Origin of the sequence: Mesorhizobium sp. M0437, assembly GCF_040321335.1 — a bacterium.
GTDB lineage: Bacteria > Pseudomonadota > Alphaproteobacteria > Rhizobiales > Rhizobiaceae > Mesorhizobium.
Window position 1 is genome coordinate 1 of the sequence record NZ_JAMYRK010000058.1, and the last position, 22,270, is coordinate 22,270.

At 62.4% G+C, this 22,270-nt stretch carries 39 protein-coding genes; 32 read left to right on the forward strand and 7 right to left on the reverse strand.

The window, feature by feature from the left end; genetic code table 11:
• The first annotated feature begins 165 nt into the window (after window positions 1–165).
• The 6 genes from NKI72_RS26610 (at window position 166) to NKI72_RS26640 (ending at window position 3,984) form a co-directional block, all read left to right on the forward strand.
• The gene (locus NKI72_RS26610; RefSeq protein ID WP_352851245.1) at window positions 166–1,908 is read left to right on the forward strand and encodes a portal protein; all 1,743 of its coding nucleotides are present in this window, start codon (window positions 166–168) and stop codon (window positions 1,906–1,908) included.
• Window positions 1,905–2,225 (forward strand): Bbp19 family protein, encoded by a 321-nt coding sequence (locus NKI72_RS26615; protein ID WP_023675729.1) that lies wholly within the window; start codon window positions 1,905–1,907, stop codon window positions 2,223–2,225. The genes NKI72_RS26610 and NKI72_RS26615 overlap by 4 nt, the downstream gene beginning before the upstream one ends.
• A gap of 37 nt (window positions 2,226–2,262) precedes the next feature.
• On the forward strand, window positions 2,263–2,544 hold the full coding sequence (locus NKI72_RS26620) for a hypothetical protein (protein WP_352851246.1): 282 nt from the start codon (window positions 2,263–2,265) through the stop codon (window positions 2,542–2,544).
• Window positions 2,545–2,546: 2 nt separating this feature from the next.
• The gene (locus NKI72_RS26625) at window positions 2,547–2,984 is read left to right on the forward strand and encodes a hypothetical protein (protein ID WP_352851305.1); all 438 of its coding nucleotides are present in this window, start codon (window positions 2,547–2,549) and stop codon (window positions 2,982–2,984) included.
• A 202-nt stretch (window positions 2,985–3,186) separates the two neighbouring features.
• Window positions 3,187–3,504, forward strand: a complete 318-nt coding sequence (locus NKI72_RS35500; protein ID WP_352816918.1) for an SMI1/KNR4 family protein — start codon at window positions 3,187–3,189, stop codon at window positions 3,502–3,504.
• A gap of 165 nt (window positions 3,505–3,669) precedes the next feature.
• Window positions 3,670–3,984, forward strand: coding sequence for a hypothetical protein (locus tag NKI72_RS26640; protein WP_352816916.1), 315 nt, complete (start codon window positions 3,670–3,672; stop codon window positions 3,982–3,984).
• A gap of 28 nt (window positions 3,985–4,012) precedes the next feature.
• On the opposite strand, the gene NKI72_RS26645 is transcribed toward NKI72_RS26640, so the two are convergent.
• The 4 genes from NKI72_RS26645 to NKI72_RS26660 form a co-directional block, all read right to left on the reverse strand.
• The gene (locus NKI72_RS26645) at window positions 4,013–4,315 is read right to left on the reverse strand and encodes a hypothetical protein (RefSeq protein ID WP_352835218.1); all 303 of its coding nucleotides are present in this window, start codon (window positions 4,313–4,315) and stop codon (window positions 4,013–4,015) included.
• A 194-nt stretch (window positions 4,316–4,509) separates the two neighbouring features.
• The gene (locus tag NKI72_RS26650; protein ID WP_352453776.1) at window positions 4,510–4,827 is read right to left on the reverse strand and encodes a YMGG-like glycine zipper-containing protein; all 318 of its coding nucleotides are present in this window, start codon (window positions 4,825–4,827) and stop codon (window positions 4,510–4,512) included.
• 194 nt (window positions 4,828–5,021) lie between these two features.
• Window positions 5,022–5,423 carry a type II toxin-antitoxin system HicB family antitoxin gene (locus tag NKI72_RS26655; RefSeq protein ID WP_352541138.1) on the reverse strand — a complete coding sequence of 134 codons (402 nt, stop codon included), beginning with the start codon at window positions 5,421–5,423 and terminating at the stop codon, window positions 5,022–5,024.
• Between the two features lie 4 nt (window positions 5,424–5,427).
• Window positions 5,428–5,616: a type II toxin-antitoxin system HicA family toxin gene (locus tag NKI72_RS26660; protein ID WP_352851307.1), complete on the reverse strand. Its 189-nt coding sequence runs from the start codon at window positions 5,614–5,616 to the stop codon at window positions 5,428–5,430.
• Between the two features lie 119 nt (window positions 5,617–5,735).
• Between NKI72_RS26660 and NKI72_RS26665 the strand changes: the two genes are divergently transcribed.
• Entirely contained in the window at window positions 5,736–6,308 is a 573-nt protein-coding gene (locus NKI72_RS26665) for a hypothetical protein (protein WP_352685218.1), read from the forward strand.
• A gap of 11 nt (window positions 6,309–6,319) precedes the next feature.
• Here NKI72_RS26665 and NKI72_RS26670 read toward each other — a convergent pair whose 3' ends face one another.
• Complete coding sequence (locus NKI72_RS26670) at window positions 6,320–6,742, reverse strand: DUF7674 family protein (protein WP_352851248.1); 423 nt, start codon at window positions 6,740–6,742, stop codon at window positions 6,320–6,322.
• A gap of 402 nt (window positions 6,743–7,144) precedes the next feature.
• On the opposite strand from NKI72_RS26670, the gene NKI72_RS26675 reads away from it, so the two are divergent.
• Window positions 7,145–7,750 (forward strand): hypothetical protein, encoded by a 606-nt coding sequence (locus NKI72_RS26675; protein WP_352851249.1) that lies wholly within the window; start codon window positions 7,145–7,147, stop codon window positions 7,748–7,750.
• 23 nt (window positions 7,751–7,773) lie between these two features.
• On the forward strand, window positions 7,774–8,634 hold the full coding sequence (locus tag NKI72_RS26680) for a Coat protein (protein WP_352851251.1): 861 nt from the start codon (window positions 7,774–7,776) through the stop codon (window positions 8,632–8,634).
• A 388-nt stretch (window positions 8,635–9,022) separates the two neighbouring features.
• Here NKI72_RS26680 and NKI72_RS26685 read toward each other — a convergent pair whose 3' ends face one another.
• Together NKI72_RS26685 and NKI72_RS26690 are read right to left on the reverse strand one after the other, a co-directional pair.
• On the reverse strand, window positions 9,023–9,361 hold the full coding sequence (locus tag NKI72_RS26685) for a hypothetical protein (protein WP_352452378.1): 339 nt from the start codon (window positions 9,359–9,361) through the stop codon (window positions 9,023–9,025).
• A 364-nt stretch (window positions 9,362–9,725) separates the two neighbouring features.
• Window positions 9,726–10,160: a helix-turn-helix domain-containing protein gene (locus tag NKI72_RS26690; RefSeq protein ID WP_352851253.1), complete on the reverse strand. Its 435-nt coding sequence runs from the start codon at window positions 10,158–10,160 to the stop codon at window positions 9,726–9,728.
• Here NKI72_RS26690 and NKI72_RS26695 point away from each other — a divergent pair.
• From NKI72_RS26695 to NKI72_RS26805, 23 genes are all read left to right on the forward strand, one after another.
• Window positions 10,159–10,377, forward strand: coding sequence for a helix-turn-helix domain-containing protein (locus NKI72_RS26695; protein WP_352452376.1), 219 nt, complete (start codon window positions 10,159–10,161; stop codon window positions 10,375–10,377). The genes NKI72_RS26690 and NKI72_RS26695 overlap by 2 nt on opposite strands.
• A 167-nt stretch (window positions 10,378–10,544) precedes the next feature.
• On the forward strand, window positions 10,545–11,378 hold the full coding sequence (locus NKI72_RS26700) for a ParB/RepB/Spo0J family partition protein (RefSeq protein WP_352851254.1): 834 nt from the start codon (window positions 10,545–10,547) through the stop codon (window positions 11,376–11,378).
• Window positions 11,378–11,836, forward strand: a complete 459-nt coding sequence (locus tag NKI72_RS26705; RefSeq protein WP_352452374.1) for a hypothetical protein — start codon at window positions 11,378–11,380, stop codon at window positions 11,834–11,836. Before NKI72_RS26700 ends, NKI72_RS26705 begins: the two co-directional genes overlap by 1 nt.
• Window positions 11,837–11,847: 11 nt before the next feature.
• Complete coding sequence (locus NKI72_RS26710; RefSeq protein ID WP_352851255.1) at window positions 11,848–11,979, forward strand: hypothetical protein; 132 nt, start codon at window positions 11,848–11,850, stop codon at window positions 11,977–11,979.
• Window positions 11,976–12,140: a hypothetical protein gene (locus tag NKI72_RS26715; RefSeq protein WP_352571277.1), complete on the forward strand. Its 165-nt coding sequence runs from the start codon at window positions 11,976–11,978 to the stop codon at window positions 12,138–12,140. Before NKI72_RS26710 ends, NKI72_RS26715 begins: the two co-directional genes overlap by 4 nt.
• A 415-nt stretch (window positions 12,141–12,555) precedes the next feature.
• Window positions 12,556–12,768, forward strand: a complete 213-nt coding sequence (locus NKI72_RS26720) for a hypothetical protein (RefSeq protein WP_352453381.1) — start codon at window positions 12,556–12,558, stop codon at window positions 12,766–12,768.
• Complete coding sequence (locus tag NKI72_RS26725) at window positions 12,761–13,756, forward strand: phage Gp37/Gp68 family protein (protein ID WP_352851256.1); 996 nt, start codon at window positions 12,761–12,763, stop codon at window positions 13,754–13,756. Before NKI72_RS26720 ends, NKI72_RS26725 begins: the two co-directional genes overlap by 8 nt.
• The gene (locus NKI72_RS26730) at window positions 13,753–14,034 is read left to right on the forward strand and encodes a hypothetical protein (RefSeq protein WP_352851257.1); all 282 of its coding nucleotides are present in this window, start codon (window positions 13,753–13,755) and stop codon (window positions 14,032–14,034) included. Before NKI72_RS26725 ends, NKI72_RS26730 begins: the two co-directional genes overlap by 4 nt.
• Complete coding sequence (locus NKI72_RS26735) at window positions 14,031–16,280, forward strand: DDE-type integrase/transposase/recombinase (RefSeq protein WP_352851258.1); 2,250 nt, start codon at window positions 14,031–14,033, stop codon at window positions 16,278–16,280. Before NKI72_RS26730 ends, NKI72_RS26735 begins: the two co-directional genes overlap by 4 nt.
• A gap of 79 nt (window positions 16,281–16,359) precedes the next feature.
• Entirely contained in the window at window positions 16,360–17,106 is a 747-nt protein-coding gene (locus NKI72_RS26740; protein WP_352453377.1) for an AAA family ATPase, read from the forward strand.
• On the forward strand, window positions 17,103–17,702 hold the full coding sequence (locus tag NKI72_RS26745) for a hypothetical protein (protein WP_352851259.1): 600 nt from the start codon (window positions 17,103–17,105) through the stop codon (window positions 17,700–17,702). Before NKI72_RS26740 ends, NKI72_RS26745 begins: the two co-directional genes overlap by 4 nt.
• Complete coding sequence (locus NKI72_RS26750) at window positions 17,699–18,088, forward strand: transcriptional regulator (protein ID WP_352851261.1); 390 nt, start codon at window positions 17,699–17,701, stop codon at window positions 18,086–18,088. Before NKI72_RS26745 ends, NKI72_RS26750 begins: the two co-directional genes overlap by 4 nt.
• 2 nt (window positions 18,089–18,090) lie before the next feature.
• On the forward strand, window positions 18,091–18,411 hold the full coding sequence (locus NKI72_RS26755; RefSeq protein ID WP_352851262.1) for a hypothetical protein: 321 nt from the start codon (window positions 18,091–18,093) through the stop codon (window positions 18,409–18,411).
• On the forward strand, window positions 18,408–18,689 hold the full coding sequence (locus NKI72_RS26760; RefSeq protein WP_352690908.1) for a hypothetical protein: 282 nt from the start codon (window positions 18,408–18,410) through the stop codon (window positions 18,687–18,689). The genes NKI72_RS26755 and NKI72_RS26760 overlap by 4 nt, the downstream gene beginning before the upstream one ends.
• Window positions 18,676–18,996: a hypothetical protein gene (locus tag NKI72_RS26765; protein ID WP_352851263.1), complete on the forward strand. Its 321-nt coding sequence runs from the start codon at window positions 18,676–18,678 to the stop codon at window positions 18,994–18,996. The genes NKI72_RS26760 and NKI72_RS26765 overlap by 14 nt, the downstream gene beginning before the upstream one ends.
• A gap of 2 nt (window positions 18,997–18,998) precedes the next feature.
• Entirely contained in the window at window positions 18,999–19,646 is a 648-nt protein-coding gene (locus tag NKI72_RS26770) for a DUF3164 family protein (protein ID WP_352851265.1), read from the forward strand.
• Window positions 19,646–20,014 (forward strand): hypothetical protein, encoded by a 369-nt coding sequence (locus NKI72_RS26775; protein ID WP_352851267.1) that lies wholly within the window; start codon window positions 19,646–19,648, stop codon window positions 20,012–20,014. Before NKI72_RS26770 ends, NKI72_RS26775 begins: the two co-directional genes overlap by 1 nt.
• A complete protein-coding gene (locus NKI72_RS26780; protein WP_352546940.1) occupies window positions 20,011–20,358 on the forward strand; it encodes a hypothetical protein in 348 nt (115 codons plus the stop codon). The genes NKI72_RS26775 and NKI72_RS26780 overlap by 4 nt, the downstream gene beginning before the upstream one ends.
• Complete coding sequence (locus NKI72_RS26785; protein WP_352851268.1) at window positions 20,355–20,960, forward strand: regulatory protein GemA; 606 nt, start codon at window positions 20,355–20,357, stop codon at window positions 20,958–20,960. Before NKI72_RS26780 ends, NKI72_RS26785 begins: the two co-directional genes overlap by 4 nt.
• Window positions 20,960–21,199, forward strand: a complete 240-nt coding sequence (locus NKI72_RS26790; RefSeq protein ID WP_352851270.1) for a hypothetical protein — start codon at window positions 20,960–20,962, stop codon at window positions 21,197–21,199. The genes NKI72_RS26785 and NKI72_RS26790 overlap by 1 nt, the downstream gene beginning before the upstream one ends.
• On the forward strand, window positions 21,199–21,639 hold the full coding sequence (locus NKI72_RS26795; RefSeq protein WP_352851271.1) for an ASCH domain-containing protein: 441 nt from the start codon (window positions 21,199–21,201) through the stop codon (window positions 21,637–21,639). Before NKI72_RS26790 ends, NKI72_RS26795 begins: the two co-directional genes overlap by 1 nt.
• Window positions 21,636–21,881 (forward strand): hypothetical protein, encoded by a 246-nt coding sequence (locus NKI72_RS26800; RefSeq protein WP_352851273.1) that lies wholly within the window; start codon window positions 21,636–21,638, stop codon window positions 21,879–21,881. The genes NKI72_RS26795 and NKI72_RS26800 overlap by 4 nt, the downstream gene beginning before the upstream one ends.
• Window positions 21,878–22,252 (forward strand): hypothetical protein, encoded by a 375-nt coding sequence (locus NKI72_RS26805; RefSeq protein WP_352516687.1) that lies wholly within the window; start codon window positions 21,878–21,880, stop codon window positions 22,250–22,252. The genes NKI72_RS26800 and NKI72_RS26805 overlap by 4 nt, the downstream gene beginning before the upstream one ends.
• Window positions 22,253–22,270 lie beyond the last annotated feature (18 nt).

The following is a 22,270-nucleotide window of genomic DNA, read 5'->3' on the forward strand; positions in this document are numbered from 1 at the left end:
ATCCAAACCATCGACCTCAACCTCGTCGAGAGATAGCATGGAGCACTGTTCGCGATGTCCTCGCACACCTGTTCGCGATGTCTCCGGTCCAAACAGTGGGGAGATTGGCAGTTTCGACGTCCCGCCATCTTTCTTTTCCCATTCATCCATCAAGCGAGGCTGACCATGAGCGATTCCCGTGCTCGCGATATTCTATCGCGACAGGCTGAACTGGAGAGCGAGCGCAGCCAATACGAGCATGTCTGGGAGGCGGTGTCCGAATTCTGCGATCCCGATGCTCCCGACATGTGGAGCGGCCGCCGCCACGCGGGCACGGACTCGCAGGCCGAGCGGCAGGAGCGGCGCGGTGCGCGTGTCTACGCCAATACCATCAACTCGGCCGCCAACCGGCTGGCCGCCGGGCTGGAAAGCCTGATCATCCCGCAGTCGGAGAAATGGCATGGGCTGTCGACCGCGGCCATCAACGACCAAGAAACCGACGAGGAGAAGGAATGGGCGGAAGCGCTGCGCGACTTCCTGTTCTCGCTGCGCTACTCCGCCAATTCGAACTTCGTGCCGGCAACGCAGGCCTGCCTGCGCAATGTCGTGCGCTATGGCCCGGCGTATCTCTATGCCGAGGAAGGTTTTGGCGGCACGCTGATCCGCTATGCCTCGATCCCAGTGGTCGAAGGCTATCTCTCACGCAACCGCTGGGGCCAGGTCGATATTTTCCACCGCCGCTACGAGCGCACGGCAAGACAGGCGGCGCAACTGCTCGGCTACGACAGACTGCCGGCGCGGATCAAGATTCTGGTCGACGACCCCGCCAAATGCGAGACGAAGATCTCGCTGATCCAGTGCATCCAGCCGCGCGACGAGCGCAATATGTACAGTCTGAGCGGCTCCTACCAGTATCTCGATACCGCGTTCGCTTCCTATCATGTGATCGAGGACGAGGAGGCGATCGTCAGGGAAAGCGGTTTTCGCTCGTTCCCGGTGTCATGCTTCAACTGGCGCCGCTACGAGGGCGATCCCTACGGCATCTCGCCGACCATCGAGGCGCTGACGACGGTGCGCGAGGAGAACGCCGTGCGGCGCTCCGGCCTGCGCGCCTTGCAGCAGATCACCGATCCGGCGACCGCCTCCAAGGCAAGGCTCGACTATGTGCCGGTGCTCAATCCCGGCGAGAACTATCCCGGGCTGATCGATGATGCCGGCCGGCCGCTGATCGCGCCGATCGCCACCGGCCAGAACCCGACCTATGCGTTCAATTATGCCGACAGCCGGGCCGAGGAGATCCGCGACATGATGTTCGTCAATCTGTTCCAGACGCTGGTGCAGAACCCGCAGATGACGGCGACCGAAGCCTTGATCCGGCAGGAGGAAAAGGGCGCGCTGCTCGGGCCGTCCGGCTCGATCATCCAGGCCGGCTTTGCCTCTAATCTCGACCGCGAGCTAGGTATTCTGGAAGACAAGGGACTTTACGAGGAAGACAGCCGCTTCCTGCCGCCGGCGAGCCTCGCCGGCAAGGCGCTGCGGCCGACCTTCACCGGTCCGCTCGACGTGCTGCGCCGCTCGGCCGAAGCCCGCGACACCATCCAGGTGGTCACCACAGCCATGCAGATGGCGCAGTTCGATCCCGGCGTGATGGATAATATCGACGGCGACGCGGCGCTGAAGATCGTGCAGGGCGCCGGCCGCAGCCCGCAGCGCATTTTTCGCCGCCAGGACGAGGTGGCGGGCATCCGCGATGCCCGCGCCAAGGCACAGCAAGAACAGGCCGGCATGGCGGCGATGGCTGCCGCGGGCAAGGTCGCCAGGGATGCCGTGCCGGCGGCAGTGCAGGCGCGCGACAGCGGCCTGCTCGATGGGCTCGGCGGGCTGATGCCGCAGGCTGTGCAAGATGCTTCGGGCGGGCAGGGCGCATGAGCGGCAAACGCTTCGCCCATTCCAGCCAGGCCGGCGGCCCGGCCAAGGCGCGGGATGCCCTGGCCAAGGCCTATCTCAGGGTGTTCTCGGGCCAGGACGGCGAAATGGTGCTGGCCGACCTGGCGGCCGCAACCGGCTATTACCGCCGCCCATCCTATGGCGAGTGGCTGGCCAAGACCAAGACGCCGAACGGCTTCGAGCTGCACAGCGCGCTGAGCAACGCGCGGGCCGAAGTGGTGCAGCATATTATGGGGTTTTTGACGCTGGACGAGGCGCAACTGGCTGCGCTGGAGAAGGCGGCGAGGCTGGAGGCGTAGGGGCTTTAGGAAAGCGTATGCTCAGGCGAACCCCGACGTGAACATCGAGGATGTAGTAATTCATCATCTGGCTGAGCAGCAATTACTTAAGAGGCTTCTAAATTTCCTATCGAAGAAAAAGATCAATTCGATAGAAAATCTACGCGGGATCCCTAAGGATTTAAATGATATTCTGCATCTTGTTATCATTAGGGGCGAAAATGACAAATTCTATGAAAAGTACCCGTATCCAACGGAGCAGCAGATTCTGGATCATTCTACAATGATGGATAAGAAATATGGCCATCATTTCGTGCCGCCTGTCGGAAAATATAGGTGAAAATGGATTATTATTATGTAGAGCCATTTGTTGCTGGTGATTTTGGCAAAAATACGGTTCTCGATAACCGCGTTCACCCGCCGATTGTGCACAAACTTCACTACGAGATTGACGTTTGGATAGATGATGTCCTGATAAGGAGTTTTCCCTGTTATCTTGTCACCAAAGAAGCCGAGCTGGAGCTGCTGAAGATGCGAGTTTCAGGGGCGACGTTTGCCGACGTCGAGGTTACTGCTTCGGAGTTGTTTCATCGGCTGCAGCCAGAAACAGAACTTCCAACCTTCGTCTGGATGAAGATCCATGGGCAGCCAGGACATGATGACTTCGGCATGGCTTCGAACCACACGCTTGTTGTTTCAGAGCGGGCGCTAGACGTGTTTGAGCGCCTCGGCAATGAGTCGGCCGGGATTCATTCATTCGACGGGCCGGAAAAGGATTGAACGATCCTGGTGACTTCGCACGTCAGAGATTTAGCTGATGGACTGCAAAACCCGAGCTAGGCACGTCATGCGCTTGCCCCTGCCGAAATCAGCACCGGAGACGGCGAGCTCGATTCTGCCCGGCTCGCACTGCCTCGCGATGTTCATCGACAACAGGGTACGCCGTGGTGGAATCAGTTGCTGAACACCTGGGAGGATAGCAGTGGGATATAGTTTAACCGAGGAACAGTTCGACGCACCGGCTGAGTCCGCAGTCGTCGATGGACTGGCCGCACGCTTGGGAGTTGCGCTTCCCAAGGATTACACCGACTTCCTCAAAGAGCATAATGGAGGCGAAGGTTTCATCCGCGATAACTGTGTTATTTTTTTAAAGCCGAAGAATTGGCTGACTTCAATCGAGAGTATGAGGTTGAAAAATATGCGCCAGGCATCCTCTTGTTCGCATCGGACGGAGGAGGTGAAGGCTATGGCTTCGACACTGAAGATACGGCCATGCCAATCGTGCGCATCCCATTCATAGGTATGGATCGGCAATCCGCTGAGACGATAGCGCGTGACCTCGCCGACCTATTTGCTCGGTTGGCGGACTGAAAATGAGCGCCAAAAATAGGTATTTGCGGCCCAGCCTTTCCGCGATCTGTGAAAGACTCATTTATTACGCCACCTATGATGCATGAGAGGTAATATGTCGACTGACCCACGTTATGGTGGACAGCCGCTGCTTAGGCTACTGGAGCTTTATGTGCTCTGGGCCATCGGAGAACTTTCTCAGGAGTCGGAGGATGGCTTGAAAAAGATGGGCCCCAAACTGCAATCTATCTATGGCGGCGATGGACAATGGCATGACGCAATAGCCCAGTCTGTGCACATGCCTGAGGGAATGCCGGCAGCAATCCGGGATATGTGGGCAAGGAACCTCAAAATCGCCCGCGACAATGATGTAACTCTCACACCGCAGAAATTTGCGGAGATGTTCGTGGACGAAAATTTCGTGGGTTGAACGGGTCTTCTCTGAGATTGCGCAGTAGCTAAGTTTCGCTCAAATCCACTGTGATCCGCATTGGACTCGTTTTGACGCCTGCCGGCCAACACCGCTGGACCGATTTCGAAAGCTGCCGGGCCGCCTCCGCTGCCGCTTCCGAATGTGGCTCATAGGATGCAACGGCGACCGATAAGACCTTGCCGGCCTTGTCCAGTGTCACCTCGAAAGTGGCTTTGACGTGATTGTCGACCGCCGTTACCGGCAAGATCAGACAATCGCCGATCCGCTCGACGCTGACAGCCTGTCTGGCGTGTGCGGAAACCGAACAAACAACCAGCAGTGAGGTCATCAAAAATCGCATCGTCGCCCCCTTTGGATAGCCGACGATAGCGCTGACCGCTAATCAGCGGAAGGACCAAATCGTCAGGGAAACGGATGCGCGAGACTGACGCTGCGCCCTCTCCCCGTTCTACGGGGAGAGGATACCGGCGGGCAGGTGAGGGGCGGAGCCGGCATTTCAGAGCTTTCTCCCCATAGAACCACTCAATAATCGCCGTTGTAATAGCGGTCGTCGCAGGGGGCGGTGTAGATGCGGCCGCTGGTGCGATCCTGATAGCGGCAAAGCTGTTCGCTGCGCGGCTGCGGCGTGGTGGCGTTGCCGACGACGGCGCCCAGCAAGGCGCCGGCTCCGGCACCGATGACCGTGCTCTTGGTGTTGCCGCCGATCGCCTGGCCGGCAAGCGCGCCGGCGCCGGCGCCGAGCAGCGCGCCAGTGCTGGTTCTCTGCTGTGCTTCGGTCTGCGCACAGCCTGCCAATGCGGCGGTCACCAGCATGGCGGCAATGGCTCTGGACATGGTCATCGTCTGGTACTCCCTTGAAACCTATGAGCTAATACACGGGGCGATTTTGCCAAGTGCGGTCGCATTTGCGGCGGAACATAGGCACCGTGCCTCACGAAATAAGACATGGTTGTTTTTGTCTGACAGCCTGATCCGCAAAGAAAGTAACCGAACAAGACCCAAAGAGCTTCATCTCCAGTCGACCTTCGAGAGCGCTACGCTGCCTCGATCTGCATTACCTTTTTCGCCGCAGCGGCCAGAAATCCGGATCGGCTGTAGCCGTGGCGCTCCGCATATCGGTCAATCTGATCGAGGACATCTTCCGGAATGGTGACATTGACACGCACGACCTTCGCAGCTTCAGCTTTCAAGGGAACCAGGATGGCGACACCGCTCAGATTGTCCTTGTCCGACATCACTTCCTCCAGGGATGACGGTTCGGGAATGGCCTCGCCATCCTCGACCAGCCCCTCGACATGAAAGGCCAGTGCTTCCCCGGCCATGGCACGGGCATCATCCAGGTTGACGCCGGCTGTCACCAGGCCCGGAAAATCGGGAAAGGAGACGCCGAAGTCGCTGTCCGCTTGCTTGTGGATCAATCCGATATAGTTCCGCATTTCTCTACCTCAGCTTCACGCCGGATTGTTCTTCAATACTCTTGAGAGTGCCGATCGGGATGTCGCGCTTGGGATGCGGAACTGTCAGCTGGCCCGGCTTGGATTTGTGCTTGAACTGGGCGTGACTTCCTTTTCGAGCCACTTCGTACCAGCCATCCGCCAACAGCCTGTGGATGACATCGGCGCCCTTCATGTTGTGTATAAATACACACGGCTGGCCCAAATGTCCATGAGGATTTGCCGCAGTTTGCGTGCGGCGGTCAATCGCTGCCTTTTTCAATCCCCGAAAAATCCCAAAAATGGAGAAATCAAATGACCCGAGGTCTTGCCCGGACGCTTTCGCGTGCCGCCGCCAGAGAAGCCGGCCTTGCCCCGCCCAAGGCGGGGCTCACCGCCAGGACGACCGGACAGGGCGGCGCCTACCGCACCGTCTTCTCCTTCAATGCCATGCCGGTGCCGGTCACCGATGCACTGGCCTATGCCAGCCAGAAGCTGTTCGATTTCATCGATGGCAAGATCCGCATCAGGGGCGGTACGGCCCGGCTGCAGTTCGCGGTGCTGACTACCCGCGCGTCGACCATCAACGACAATGCCGCGCTGACCTGGTCGCTCGGCTCGACGGCAGCGTCGACCCCAGCGCTCGCCTTGACGATGATCAATGTGCTGGCGGCGACCGGCCGCACGCTGGATGGCGCCGGTGCCGCCCTGTCGAGCGCGTCGGTTGCCGATGTCGCCGCCGCGCAGACGCTCGACGGCACCGTGACGCCGGTCGACCTCTATCTCAACCTGGCGTTTGCCATCGGCACCGACATCGATGCCGACGGCACGATTGCCGTTACGGGCACGATCACGCTGCTCTGGGAGAACTGGGGCGACAATGCCTGAGGCCGGCCGGCTTAGACCAGTGGCGTTCCGTCGGACCAGAATGCGTAGAGTTTCGCCCACCAGAAAGCCGACTGAGGCCGCAGCCATGGCTTGAAATGATCGGGGTGTGTGCTGCGATGCAGGCTCGGGTTCTGCAGATCTTCGAGCAGCCCGACGATCGCGGCTTCCCGCACGTGGCGATTGCCTTCGACGATCCAGCGCTCGACGACATCGAAAATGTCGCTGAAGCGATCTGTCTTTCCAGCTTCGAGATGGTGAATCAGGTGGAGAGCCAGCTCCGACAAGGCAAGATACAGCGGCTCTTCCGCCTCATCGCGCCATTCATCGTGGAATCTGTCCCATTGCCCACGGAACGACGGATCGGCCGCCATGAGCGGCTCGAACATGTTCGAGCCGTCGAAGGCGAAATCTGCGGCCTCGTTCTCTCCGGTCATGCTGCCTCTTTTCGCGCGGCAGCTCCGGACTGGCAAGCTTTAAGCCCGGCTGAACCAGCCGGCACTTTTCATTGAACCCTAAGTAAAGGAATCTTCTCATGACAGATCTGGCAGACGCCGGGTCCGTGGTGGCGGCGCCACCGGCGGGCAACCCTTGCACGGCCACCGGCCAACGGGGACAACGGGTCCGCCCCGCCTGCGGCCAAAAGTTGGTTTGACGGTCTTTCCGAAGGCAACCGCAAGCTTGCTGAAACCAAGGGCTGGACCAAGCCTGAAAGCCTCGATCGGGTCTTCGCCTCCTATGCGGAGCTGGAGCGGCAGCAGGGCGAGAGCCTGCGCGTTCCGGCAGCCGATGCAGCCGCGGAAGACTGGGACAGGTTCCATGCCCGGCTGCCCGAGGCGATGCGTCCGCTGACCTCACCCGAGAAGGTCGAGTACCGGCGCCCCGACGGGCTCCCCGAAAACTTCGCCTATTCGGACGAGCTCGCCAATGCGTCCAAGGCCTGGGCGGTCGAGGCAGGTGCTACCCCGAAGGTCGCACAGGCCTATCACGACCGCTTCGTCGGCTACATGGCCGAGCAGGCCAAGGCACAGCAGATCGCCCTTGCCCGCTCGGTCGAGACGACGCATGACGACCTCGTCAGGGATTGGGGACCGACCGGCAGCGATGGCTTTCGCCAGAAGCTCGAGGTCGCCAACCGGGCGATGAAAAAGCTCGGACTGGTCAATGCCTACAAGGCGAAGGGTATCCTTCTGCCGGACGGCGCCTTGACCGACCCGCAGATCGCCAAGGCGTTCCACGCCATCGGCGAGGCGATGTTCCGCGAAGACACGATCGACGGCAATGCTGCCTTGAGCGGAGGCAATCCCTTCAAGCGCAATGCCGCCGGCGAGCGCAACCTGACTGGCATCTCGGCGCTCGTCAAAAGCGACCCCGCCCGCGCCCGGCGGCTGGCACGCGAGGCCGGCGAAAATCCCGACCTGTGGATGCCCAACAATCCTCTTTAACCCAAACCTGAAGGAAGACAAAAATGGCAGACGCCTATACCCGTATCGCGGACGCGATCGTTCCGTCCGTCTATGCGCAATACTCGTTCGAGGAGCACGTCCAGTCGCTGGAGATTTACCAGGCCGGGATCCTGTTTTCCGACCCGTCGATCGCCTCGAAGCTCAGCCTGGGCGGACGTTCCGTCGACATGCCCGGCTGGAAGGACCTCGGCAACGATCCGTCCGAGCCGGTCAATGACGACCCGGCCGACTCGATCGAGATGAAGAAGATCGGTGCGCGCCGCGAAGTCGCGGCCCGCAATGTGCGTGCGCAGGCCTGGGGCATCCCGGATCTGACCTCGATCCTTGCCGGCGACGATCCGCAGAAGCTTATCGTGCGCCGCCAGACCGACTACTGGCAGCGCGCCAACAAGCTGACGCTGCTGGGCATACTGAAAGGCGTGCTGGCCGACAACATCGCCAATGACGGCAGTGACCTGGTGCGCGTCACCGGTGCTTCCATCGTCGACACCGACATCATCGAGGCCGCCTACCTGATGGGCGACCGCGCCGACAAGTTCAAGACGATCTGGATGCATTCGAAACAGATGAAGGCGCTGAAGCTCGCCGACCTCATCGACTATGTGCCGTCGTCCGAGCAGGGCGGGCCGCTGATCCCCTATTACATGGGGCTCAGGGCCGTCGTCGACGACGACATTCCGGTTGCCGGCGGCGTCTACACGGCGTTCATGTTCAAGGACAAGGCGATCCTTTGGAACGAGCTGCCGGTCAACACCGAAGGCGGGCCGCTCGAGTTCGACCGCAAGCCGCGGCAGGGCCATGGCGGTGGTGTTGTAACGCGCAAGATCAGATGGCATCAGCCGCCTAATCCTGGGAAAAGGTGATAATTGCCGGGAACAGCCGCGAGAAGCCCGGAAAACAAGGCGTTCAGCGGTAACAGGCGGGGCCAGAAAGCCCGGTGGCCAGAAAACGGCCGCGCAACTTCACTTGGCACCAAAACGGCCGGCGGGCCGACCGCGCGCAAGATCAGATGGCACCACTTAGATCGGGCAAACGCCCGGACAACAAGGCGTTCAAACTTCATCTGAGGGGCGGAGCGCCGGCGACAAACTCCGAAACGACTTCGGAGTTTTGAAAACAACGTCCATCAGCCGGAAATCGGTAACGAGATCAGAGAGTTGCCCCGAAGCCGCAGCTCAGGCCGAGGCGACCGAACTCCGAAAGCCCCCGCGCCCGAATTTCCCGCTCGCTGGGAGAGCCCTCGGCTACGCGTCATCTAGCCATAGCGGCAATCAAGTCCGCAAACTTTGCCTGATCGTCCTCGTCGAGCTTTTGAAGGAGCGGCAAGATCACTGCAGCGATGCGTTGAGCCGAGTCGTCGAATGTCGCTTCCAGGCGGGAATGAATTTCGCCATTCATGCTGTTGCCGCTCTTATTACGCGCATCGGCCAGACGTGCCTTCAGTTCCGGCGTCATATGAAGATTGTGGCGCTCGCGCTCCGGGCTCGACTCGTCTGTTTGCTTCGGCGGCATGGCGCCGATTTTATGGCGGAAACCCAGGCGACTCGATATAGTGCAAAAAACATCGAAAAATGTGCAATTGATCCCCACTATCCACAGCCGATCGCTAAAGGTTGAGGGAAGCTGTTAAGCAGATACAGATGGTTGTAAGCGTCTCGTATTGGGACACCTCGGAGGCGCCCTAAGGGTACCTCGGCGAGGAATATCTTCCTGTATGGTTCTAAAATAATAACTAGGGCGGGTCACGGAAATTGGACGGGCAAGAAGCGGCGGGCAGTATCAACGTCAATCGGCGGGTAGCACTATCGGGGCTCTTGCTGGCGGCGGCGTCGATGGCAGGGAGCGAGGTAGGGGCTGCGGCGCCGCTGGACCGAATTCAGCGATGTGCCGAAGCGCTCGCTGAGGCCATGCATGCCGCTTATGGCGGCGAATGGGCCATCGATCATCAAAGCGCTTACGTAGCGGTCTCGCGCGACTTCTTTTGACGTTCGAACTGCTCAAGCTGAAATTCCGCGAAACTGATAACTCGATCCTGAAGCAGTAGTGGCGCTGCGGCTACGCGCGCGAACACGCTCTGTAGGCGACGTTCGTTCGGATCCTGAGGGGATCCGCGAAGCGTAGGATCTTCGAGGACGCCGTGCTCAAGGGCCAGCGTTCGAATCGCTTCCATTGCGTTCCCGCGTGGTTCCCGCCCCTTTAACCATCGCGAAATGTCATTTTGATTGACGCCCAAACGTCCCGCCAACCGGGCCTGCGTCCAGCCGGTAGCCTTCAATAGCGCCCTCAGAACGACCGGAACATCCATCGCCTCAATATGCCAGAAGGGATAATTAAAACCTAATCCCAATAGGGATTGACTTTTATCCCTGTTGGGATGAAATGCGAGCATGAACCAACTCCATCACATTCGATGCAACATATTTGCCATCACTCAGGTTGAAATGGCCGCCTTAGCGGGCGTTCGACAGAGCCAAGTCTCACGCTGGGAAAGTGGTATCAGGCGCCCTTCATTGCGCGAGATGCAGCGCATTCGTGCGGCGGCGATCGGCCGTGGCCTGTCCTGGGATGACAGTTGGTTCTTCGAGATCCCCGGCGAGGCTGCCTGAGCCATGCCGAGCGCCCTTGCACGCATGCCGGAAATCCGGCGACCGTCAATAAACCCGTTCGACATCACGCAACTCCACCCAGCACAGAACGCCGAGATTATCAGCGCCGATTTTGGGCCGACTAGAGCAAATCGCAGCGCTGCTTTTGACATCGGAGGCCGCTTCTGATGGCCAATCTGTCCAAACCGGCCGTCATTTCTGCCATTGACGTGTGCCTGATCGATGTCGCAGCCGGCCGGCGCAAGCTTGATCCTGCATGGGTCGAAACGCTGGCTGATCTGTTTCGGACCCAAGGCCAGAAGACACCGATCGAGGTGATCGCCACCGGCGAGCGCTACCGGCTGGTGTTCGGCCATCACCGCCTAGCCGCCGCGAAACTTCTCGCTTCGCCCGCGATTGCAGCCGTCGTGAAGAGCCCCGAGGACTTCGCGTCCGAGGCTGAAATCGCGCTGGCCGAAATTACCGAGAACCTCGCGCGGCGGGAGTTGAGCGCCCTTGATCGCGCCGTCGACATCGCCCGCTGGCGCGAGATCTACGAGGCTGCGCACGTTGCAAATCGTGGGGGGCGGCCGAAGAAGATTACATTAGAAGAAACTACTGCAAAGTTTGCAGTTAGTTTTTCGGAGGCCGCTCGGAAGGCGTTCGGCCTGTCAGAACGCAGCATCTTCAACGCCGTGAAGATCGCAACGATTGCCACAGACGTCCGCGACCAGATCGCCCTACACGGCATCGCCGACAACCAATCCGAGCTTCTGGCGCTAGCAGCCGAACAGCCAACGCGTCAGGCCGATATTGCCGCGCTGCTGACCAGTGAGCCCCCACAAGCTGGCTCGGTAGCCGATGCTATCGCCATCCTCGACCGGACGCCCAAACCGGCGACCGAGCCGCGCTGGCAGAAGCTCGCAACCGACTTCTCGAAGATGAAGACAAGCGAGCAAGACCGGTTCTTCGAGCTGCACGAGGCCGCCATCCAACGGTGGATGAAAGGCCGGCAGAGCTGATGGCCAGGCCACCCCGCAACAACTCGACCCTGGATCTGTTCCGCGACTACCAGCCGGCGCCAGTGGTCGAGCGTTTCGATGCGGAAAAGGTCCAGGCCTGGTCGATGGCGGGACGACTGTCGAAGGCCGTCAGCCTGACGCTGACGGAAGCGGACAAGAGCCGGGCCGATATTGCCCAGGCAATGTCCGACTACCTGAAGGACGAGGTCTCCAAGCCGATGCTGGATGCCTACGCCAGCCAGGCCAAGGAGCATTCGATTTCGGCGCTCCGCCTGCTCGCCCTGATCGCTGTCACCGGCGACGTACGCGCGCTCAACACCCTTCTGGAAGAGGCCGGGATGATCGTCGTCCCCAAAAAATACGAGGCGCTGATCATGCGGGAAATGGCCGACGAGGCCATCCAGCGGGCGACCCTCGATAGGCAGGCGTTCGATGCACAGTGGAAAGCGAAACGATGAAAGGCTTTCACATGAAACGCGATCTTCTCGACCTTGCACAAGACTGTTTGTCGCTGCTGGCGGTGGCCGGCTTTGTCGCCTTCGCCACCTTCGGCAGCGCCGGCATTTCGGCGGCTGTCATCGCCTGGAGGCTCGGCCAATGAGCTTCCTCGCAATCGCCCTCGCCGGCGCCTTGCTCTACGCCGTCTTTCTGTACGGCCTGCACGTGTTTTTCACGCGCCAGCAGGGTGCCCGTCTCGCGGCCGGCGCGGCATTCCGGCGCCGTGTCCAGAAGCATGTCCATGGCGGAGGTCTTTGGTCATGAGCCACTGCGCCATGCCGGCATGCTCGAACGCTGCGACAGGCATCTTCTGCCCCGATCACTATTTCAGGCTTCCGGCCTCGCAGGCGCACTGGCTCGTCCGCTGGCAGTTCAAAATGCTGCGCTGCGAGGATGCTGACACCAAGCAGCACATGCGCCAGCAGCTGCACGGCTACACCCAGGAAGCCATCCGCACCCTTCAATCCGCCGAGGCGATCTCCCAAGCCGCCCCGGCCAGCAGCGCCCCCCCCCCAGGCCCGGCGGGGGGCCCCCCCCCCCCCCCCCCACCCCCCCGCCCCCCCCCCACCCCCCCCCCCCCCCCCCCCCCCCACAACCCCCCGCGGCCAACCCCCCCCCCCCCCCGGCCCCCCCGCCCCCCCCCCCGGCCCGGGGGGGGCGCCAACCACCAGGCACGAGCATGACAGGCATCGTCATCGACGGCGTTCGCCTTGGCACGATCGCCAAATTCGCCGGCAACAAGCGCGCGGAACGATGGGTCGCCTATTCGATCCACCGGATTTCCGTCAGCGAAGCCAACAGCGCCAAGTTCTCGACCATGCACGCGGCGATCGACTGGCTGACCAGCGAGCACGACCGTGTGAAGGCAAGCGAGGCTGCATCCAATGGCTGACGGCACAAACATCGAATGGACGGACGCGACCTGGAACCCGATCACCGGCTGCCAGATCAAATCGCCCGGCTGCAAGTTCTGCTACGCGATGAAGCTCGCCGGCACTCGGCTGAAGCATCATCCGAGCCGCGAAGGCCTCACCGTCGGCACCAAAAATGGCCCGGTGTGGACGGGCGAGGTTCGGTTCAACGAACAGTGGCTGACCCAGCCGCTGCATTGGACCAAGCCGCGCATGATCTTCGTCTGCGCGCACGCCGACCTGTTCTATGAGGCTGTGCCGGACGTATGGATTGACAGGGTTTTTGCCGTCATGTCGATGGCGCCGCAACACGCCTTCCAGGTGCTGACGAAGCGACCCGGTCGGATGCGTGACTATCTGGCCCGTGTCGAGCAGGAGCCCTTCCGAAACACAGTGAAGCGCTTCGCTGATGCGATGCCGCCGTCGCCCTGGCCGAGTTTCGACGGCATGGCGTTTCCCTCGCCCAACATCTGGCTCGGGGTCTCGGTTGAAGACCAAGCTCACGCCGACGAACGCCGCGAAAGCATGCGCCGGCTCTCGGAAATGGGCTGGAAAACGTGGGTCAGCTACGAGCCCGCCCTTGGCCCGGTCGACTGGACCGGCTGGGAGTTCCTCGACTGGATGGTATCGGGTGGCGAGAGCGACACGGACGGCAAAAGCGCCCGCCCGAATAGTCCGTATTGGCACAGGTCGGCCCGCGATTTTTGCGTCCGGAACGGCATTCCTTACCTCTTCAAGCAGTGGGGCAGCTGGATCGGCGGCGAATGGCTTGATAGTGGGGACGCCGGCTGGTTTTGCCCGGCGGATGGATCCGGCGCCGATTGGCCTTACCGGGACACCGGCAAAGAGCATTGGTTCAAGCCTGAGTGCTGGCCAGAAGGGCCTGGCGCAATGCGCGTCGGCAAGAAAGCAGCCGGCCGCATGCTCGACGGCCGCACCCATGACGAATTCCCGGCGGTGCTGTCATGATCGAAGCGCGCCTCGGTCTTCTCGAACAGTTCCGCCCCGACATCATCAACAACCTCGTGTGGTTGTGGTGGAAGGATGATCTCTGCCAGCCGACGGACTTCTACCTTGCCGTAGCGCACGCGCCCTCCGTCACGAAGGACGCACTCAAAGCCGGATTGCTGAGCGGTCGCCTGAAATACCGTGGCGGCGGCTTGACCGGCCGGCTGGAGCTGACCGCTGAGGGCCGCTACCTCGTCCGCCGGATGCTGCGGCGCATGGGTGCCGAGGTGGCCGCATGAAAGACTGCCTGACCGCCCGCGAGATCGCCGCGGAGACATTGCCGGATATGCCGTGGAGCGAACGCGGCGTCCAGCTGATGGCTGAGCGCGAAGGCTGGGACGAGCGAGCCACACAGGCCCGGCAGCGCGCCGGTCGGGGTGGTGCGACCGAATATCACGTCTCGCTGTTACCGGTGCTTGCCCAGGTCGCCTATCAGCAGAAGCACCTCGTCATCGAACGGCCGGTCACGCCAGCGAGTGCCGCGCCGGACACCAGCCTGACCGCCCGCGCGCAAAAGGAGCGTGACGCCCGGCTGGCGATCGTCGCCGCCTTCGAGAAATTTTCGCGCGGCATGCAGCTCGGCTATGCCACCCGCGCCCAGGTCTTCACCGATCGATACAATGTCGGCTCGCTCACCATCGACGAATGGGTGCGAGAGATCGTGCCTACCCTGTCGAAGCGATCGCTTGCCCGCTGGCAGTCGCAGAAGCGCGACGGCAAGGTCAACGCGCTCGCGCATGATCCCGCCCAGGCGCGCAAGGGCACCGGCATCCTCGAAACAGCAAATGGCGGTGCGGTCAGCGCCTTCATGCTGGCCCTGATCGCGCAGCAGCCACATCTGTCCGGCCACCATGTCCGTACCCTCTGCCGGTCGGAGTTCGGCGACACTTTGAAAACGGTTTCAAGGGGCGTTGAAACCATCATTCCGATGCCGCCGGTACGCACCTTCCAGCACGCGCTGAAGGGCCTGAAGGAAAGCCGTAAGGTCGAGCTGATCAAGCTTACCAACCCCGACCGCTATCGCTCGCACATGGCGCCCGCCGGCGTAGGCATGCTGCGCCACATTACCGAGCCGAACCAACTCTGGCAGATCGACGCCTCGCCGGTCGACGCGCTGTGCACCGACGGCCGGCATTCAGTCTATGCGTGCATCGACATCGCCACCCGCCGTAGCATCTGGCTGCTGTCGCGGACGCCACGCGCCTCGGCCGTCGCACTGCTCATCCGAAAGGCGATCATCGCGTGGGGCGTGCCCGATGTCGTCAAGACCGACAACGGCTCCGACTTCGTCGCCCAGGACACGCAAAGGCTGTTCGTCTCGCTCGGCATCGAGGCCGAGACGTCGGACGCCTACTCGCCCGAGCAGAAGGGTCATGTCGAGCGCGTCATCAAGACGTTTCAGCACGACGTCGGGCCGCTGCTGCCGGGCTTTGTCGGCCATTCGGTCACCGACCGCAAGGCGATCGAAAGCCGCAAGAGCTTTGCGCAACGTCTAGGCGAGAGCGACGCGGAAGTCTTTGGCGTCACGCTCACAGGCCCGCAGCTGCAGAAGCACGTCGATGATTGGGCAACCACCGTCTATCAGCACAGGCCGCATGCTGGCCTGAAGAACGCCACGCCCTTCGCCACAGCGCTCGCCTCGACAAAGCAACCGCGCAAGGTCGACGAGCGCGCCCTGGACCTGCTGCTGATGCCGGTCGCCGGCTCGAATGGCCAGCGCATCGTGACCAAGCTCGGCATCCGCATCGACGGCTATCACTACATGACGCCGACCATTTTGCCCGGCACCGCCGTGTTCGTGCGGCAGGACCCGAACGATGCCGGCCGCGCCTATGCCTTCGCCCAGGACGGCGCCGAGTTCCTCGGCGACGCGATCTGCCCCGAGCTTTCCGGCATCCACCCCGAAACTTTGGTGCGCGCCGCGAAGGAGATCCGCAGCGAGCTGGTCAATGAACTGACCCGCGACTTGAAGGCGGACATGAAGAAGATTGCCAAGGGCGCGCCGCTGATCGAGCGCGCCTTGGAAGTCGCTCGCCGCGACGCGCCGAACGTCATACCGCTGCCAAAGCGCGACCAGGCGCATTCGACACCGCAGATCGCTGCGGCGATCGAGGCGCTCGGCGAGCGGCTCAATCCCAGCCAGCCGATCGACACTGCCGCCGCTGCCGCCCATCGCCGGCTGATCGACGAAATGCAGGCCGAGGACGAGCAACGCCTCTTTGCCGAGACCGATGCAATGATGAAGCGCCGGCAGGCCGAGATCGAGGCGGCGCGCACGGCCCATCTGCCGAAAGACGAGAACGTCGTCGCGCTGCCGGAGACCCCGAAGGAGCGCTATCGGCGCGCGGTCGGCTTTCGCAAGCAACTCGACACCAACACGCTGCCGGCGGCCGACGCGGTCTGGCTCGGCGGCTACGAGCTGTCGGCCGAGTTCAAGGCCCATCAGTCGATGCATGAGGATTTCGGTGAAGCGTACCTGTCCTGAGTAACGGAAAAGCCCGGTCTGCAAACCGGGCTCTCCGCAAGAACAGCCGCCGAAGCGGCACAGCACAACGAGGAAAATGATGACAGAAATGCTCAAAGTCAACCGGCCGGCACCGCTGAAGAACGTTGCCGCCTTTTCGACCCTGCTCGCAAAGATGGTCGATCGCAATCCCGACGATCCCGGTCTCGCCGTCTTCTCCGGCCCATCCGGCTGGGGCAAGACGAAATCCGGCATCTATGGCGCCAACAAATATCGGGCGGCCTATGTCGAATGTGGCCAGTTCACCTCGGCGCGCTCGCTGCTCATGCAGATTCTGATCGAGCTGGGCGAAACGCGCCCGCGCGGCTCGATCGAGGATCTGAAAACCAACGCCATTATGCTGCTGGTGGCCGACCCGCGCCGGCCGCTCATCATCGACGAGGCGCATTTCATCGCCAAAAAGCGCTTTGTCGACCTGCTGCGTGAGCTTTCGGACAAGTCCGGCGCCCCGGTTGTCATGATCGGCGAGGAGATGCTGCCAAAGCATCTGGAAGAGTTCGAGCGGGTGCATAACCGCGTGCTCGAGTGGCTGTCGGCCGTGCCCTGCGACGCCGAGGATTTTGGCCTGCTGGCTGCCAATCGCTGCCCCGGCATCGAGATCACAGACGACCTGGCAGCCGCCATTCTCGACAAGACCAGGGGCAACACGCGTCGCATCGCCGTCAACCTCACCAAGGTGGTCGAAGCCGGCCAACTCCTCGGCATCAAGAGAGTCGACCTCGCCGCGTTTGGCGGCGCCAACGCGATCTTCAGCGCCCCTAAATTCACCCCGAGGAAGTTCGCATGAGCGGGCGATCCATCCTCGACATCGTGCAGATCAGCATCGCAGTGCCGCGCGGCGAGGCTGGCTACTGGTCGATCGTCCGCGATCTCGATCTCGGCGGCCCCTGGACGGTGCGGCAGATCTGCGATCGGACGAACGTCAAGACGCAGGCGGTCGGCAGGTTCGTTCGGAAGCTTCGGCTCGCGGGCATTGCTGAGGTCGTCGAGCAGAAGACCGCCAGCCATGGCGGCGGTGCCAATCTCCCGGCCACCGTCGTCTATCGCCTGGTCAAACGGCCTCTCGTAGCACCGCGGCTGACGCCGGACGGCAAGACCCCGCCCGAGACAGCCATCGAGCAGGTCTGGCGCGCGATCAAGATGGCCAAGGTGTTCAGCCTTGCCGACGTGGCAGAAGATTGCCCTGACGTGCCTCGGCGGACCGTGGAAGCCTATCTCTACGCGCTGTCAACCGCTGGCGTCGTGGCCGGCAGCCCAGGGCGCTATCGGCTTGTGCACAATCTCGGCCTGCAGGCACCGAAGATCCTCGCCACAAAAATGGTGTTCGATCCGAACAGCAAAACGGTCATCGGCCGTCCCGTCGCAAGCGAGGCGAAGCCATGAACCGGGGGCCCGTCAAGCACAGCCGGCCGGACGGCAAGTCGTTTGTCGAAAAGGCGATCGATGCGCACGGCTCGCCGCTGCCCGACTGGCTGGACGAGCTGGCCCGGCTTGCCGACGCCAGTGACCTCGGCGTCGCCGGCCAGCGTATCGGCTACAGCCGCTCCGCCGTCTCGACCATTATCAGCGGCAAGTATCTGGGCGATGTCGCTCGCGTCGAGCAGATGGTGCGCGGCGCCCTGATGGCCGCCACCGTCGAATGTCCGGTGCTCGGCGAGATCGGCCGCGACCGCTGCCTGACCGAACAGAAGGAGCCGTTTCGCGCCACCTCGCGGCACCGCGCCCAGCTTTTCCACGCCTGCAAAACCTGCCCCCAAAGGAGAAAATGACCATGGGCGAGAGACTGTCCCTGGCGCTTTCGGACGGACTGTCCGAACTGCGCGATTTGATTTCCGACTACCAGCACGAGCCCCGCATCCTCGATCCCGAAGACGCCCGTGTCCTCTGCGAGTGCATCAAGGAACTTCGTGGCAAGGCCCGCGACATCGAGAACCGGTTGAGCTGCAAGGTCTGGAACGATCAGGCGCAGGCAGAGCGCGAGGCCGAGGCCGACCGCATCGCCGAAGCGGCGTGCCGGCCGGGGTCGAATGTACGGCTGTTTCCGGTTATCCCGCGGCCGTTTTCGGACGGCCGGCCGGGAGGTGCGGCATGACGATGGCGGTCCCGCCCAAGGAGGCCAAGTCGCGCGCACAGCGGCTCGCTGACCTGATCATCCCGTTGATCGATGCCGAGATCGAAGCGTCCAAGCCTGCGAAACGGTCGACACGCGACCAACTCATCATGCGGGCCTGCCGGGACGTTGGCGCGTCGGTCGATCAGCTTGAGCAGGCGAAATTCGGACCGGGCGAGATACCGGCCCGCAAGGCGCTGGAGCGCTCGGCCAAGCGCCTGAGGACCATTCTGGAAAGGCACTCCAATGGCCGCAAGTGAAGCGCTGCTGGCCGCCGTCGCCAAGCTCGACATGATCGACCTGTGCGGCCGCATTGTCGCCGACCCCGAGCGCAACGGTGTCCGGGCCACCACGGCCGAGGTGCTTGCCCTTGCGATGGCCACCGAAGGCCTGTGGGCGATCGCGCTGGAGACCAGGCTCCTGATCTCAGCTCTCGACCAGGGCGCTTGGGCCAGCTTGGCCGGCGTCGAACATCAGCAGCATGTCGCACACCAGCTGGCTCACGTCCGCGACCTGCTCGCCTTCATGCCGAGCCCTATCCCCTACCACCGCCCAACAGGAGAATGATCATGCAAGCAGCAACTGAAGCCCGCGCAACCGGAAAAGTCCTGGTCGGCGACAAGCAATATATGCCCGACGCCAAGGGCAATCTCGTGCCGGTCGAAATGATCAAGCCGTCCGAGATGCTCGAAGACGAAACGGTCCGCACCATCCTCGGCTACGCCACCGATCTTTCGGCGCAGATCGGCCGCTTCAAGGAACATACGTTCAACGACCTCGGCGCCTTCGAGGCGCTGCTCGCCCAGGAATACGGAGCGAGCAAGGGCGGTGCGAAGGGCAACAAGACCTTCATGACCTTCGACGGCATGAAGATGGTCAAGGTGCAGGTCGCCGACACGATCGACTTCGGCGCCCAGCTGCAGATCGCCAAGAGCCTGATCGACGAGTGCCTGACGGAATGGTCAGCCGACAGCCGGCCGGAGATCCGCGCCATCGTGACGCGCGCCTTCAACACCGACAAGGAAGGCCAGATCAACCGCGCCGCGATCTTCATGCTGCTGCGCCTCGATATCGGCGACGAGCGCTGGCAACGCGCCATGGCGGCCATCCGCGACGCCATGCGCGTGGTCGGCTCGAAGATCTATGTCCGCTGCTACGAGCGCGACCGTCTCGACGCCGACTGGCGGGCGGTCACGATCGACCTGGCGAAGGCGTGATGGCAATGACGCTCTGGATCGAAACTCTTGAGCGCCTCGTCGCGCTACTCGACGAGAAGCTGGCGGTCGCCAAGGCCGAAACCGGCGAATTCCGGCACGCCGACTATTCGGCATGGCGCGCCCGCCACGAAATGGCAGAGGCCAAGCTGGTCGAGTTCTTCACGAACGAGGAAGGCGCAAGGTTCAACCCGCGCCCGGCCAGTGAACATTCGGTCATAATGGCTGGCCTGCGTGCCAGCTCGACCAGCGGGACAACCGGCGCCCTGACGAACTGGCGCACGGCCGCCCGCAAGAAAATCGCGGTCGATGACGGTTTCAATGCACACGGAAGCGGCCCGGTCCCAATCGAGCGGAGGGACGAGCCATGAGCAGCGCCAAGCCGACCCTTGGCTATCCGAGCCGCACCGCTGCCGTGGCGGCGTTCCGCGCCCAGGGCATGGAGATCAACGCCATCGCCGAGCGCATCGGCATATCTCCGTCGACTGTCTCAGCGCTCGAATGCTCGGTTCGCCGATACACGCCGAAGTCCCAGCGCGGCGATAGCACCTGCCGGACCGTTCACCTGCCGGTCGGCCTCTTGCAGCGCCTCGCGCCCCACGCCAGGAGGCGTGGCCTCACTCGCGAGACGCTCGCTTGGATGATCGTCGACGCGGTTGCCGAAAGCGACCTGGTGGACGCCGTCCTGGACGATGCGGAGGAATTGGCATCATGAGCACTCTGTCCGCCATCCACGTCGCCAACAAGCAGCTCGGTCTCGACGAAGACACCGCGCGCGATCTCTACCAGCGTGTCACTGGCAAGCGCAGCCTGCGCGAGATGAACGAGCGCGAGCAGCTGCGCATTGTCGAAGAGCAACGCCGGCAGGGTTTCAAGCCGGCTGAAAAGGGCCTTCAAGGGCCTTTCGCCAAGAAGCTGCAGGCGCTCTGGATCGCCGCCTGGAACCTCGGCATCATCCGTGATCGGCGCGACGCCGCCATGCTGATCTTCGTAAAGCGGCAGACCGGCATCGAGCACACCCGGTTTCTCCTGGATGCCGAAGACTCGGCCAAGGCGATCGACGCGCTCAAGGCATGGATGACGCGGGAGGCCGGCGTCGACTGGCATCAGTCGGTTAGTATGGCCGATTGGCTGCGTCTATCCGGTGCAAAGATTGCAGTCGCACAGTGGCAGCTACTCTCGGTCACCAAGGCGGTCGACCCCAAGGGCTTCCGTCAGTTCGTTTGGGACACAGCGAAGCCGCTCGACCAGATGACCGATCGCGACTGGCCGGCTGTGATGAACGCGCTTGGCGACATGATCAGGAAGGTACGCTGATGGCCGAGAAACACTCCACTTTGGCTGTCGAAATGGCCCGCGTCGTTCTGGCAGAGACCCCGCAGAATATCGAAATTGACGCTGCAAGATTCCTAGCATCGGCGGATCTCTTGGTGACGCGCTTCGATGGCGCAACCCAGGCTGAATACGATGCGGCAATCCAACTCGTCGAAGAGCACAGAGGATCGATGATCCTTGATGCCATCGCCAGCGGCGTCCACAAGGCGAGGGTTGGTTGATGGTCGCCTACAGCTTCAAGGCGATGTTCGGCCCTCAGGTGTCGGGTCTCATCAAGCGCCACACAGTGCGCGCCGAACGCAAGCGGCATGCCCGGCCGGGTGAACCGGTGCAGCTCTACCAGGGCATGCGGACCCGAAACTGCGTCAAGCTGGTCGATCCTGACCCCATCTGTGTCCGCGTGCTGCCGATCGCCATCGTGACCACGCCACTCCTGGACGAGTTCATCGGCTCTATCGTCATCGACGGCCGATCGCTCCACCGCGACGAAATAGAGGCCTTCGCCGCTTCTGACGGCTTCGCGATCGAGCACGTTGGCGACTGGCGCTGGAAGCGCATCGGCAGGCCCGGATCGGCCCGCTGGAACATGGGAGCCTTTTGGGAAGCCGAGCATGGTGCCGGTCTGTTCCAAGGCGTCCTCATTCAATGGGAGCCAGCATGAGCGTGCGTCGTCGTCACACAGGTCGGGTCAAGATCGAGTTCGCTAAGATCGAGGCCTTTGCAGCCTCGGAGCTGGCCAGCAATGCCCTTGCGGCCGCCAAGGGCTGCGACTGGGCGCTGACCAAGCATTCGGCCCTCTACCGCTGCCGCAACGGCCTCTACACGCTCTGCCTGATCTGGCACGGGCCGAACCGCGAGACGCTCACCACGACCATGCGCAATCTGCGGCTGGACGTGGCGTGAGCGACGAACTGCGATCCGCTGAGCTGCTCAGCCTGATAGGCCTGGCGGACTTCGTGCGCCTCGCGGAAACCTATGGCGGACGCCGTCTCTACGTGCCGGCGTCCGGCGACGACACAGCCCTTGTCAGGAGCCTGGGCGCTGCGGCCGCCCAGAAGCTTGCCCGCCGCTACTCCGGATCGTATATCCGCGTGCCTCTTGCCCGCGAGCTTCGCGCACGGCAGTATCGCGCGAACGGCGCCTCGAACGGCGAGATCGCCGGACGGCTCGGCATCACCGAGACCGGCGTCGACAAGCTCTTCCGGCGCATGCCGGACAAGCCCGTCAAGGGCAGCCGAGATCCGCGCCAGACCGACCTCTTTTCCAGCAACTGACAGACCGCCCGCTTTGGC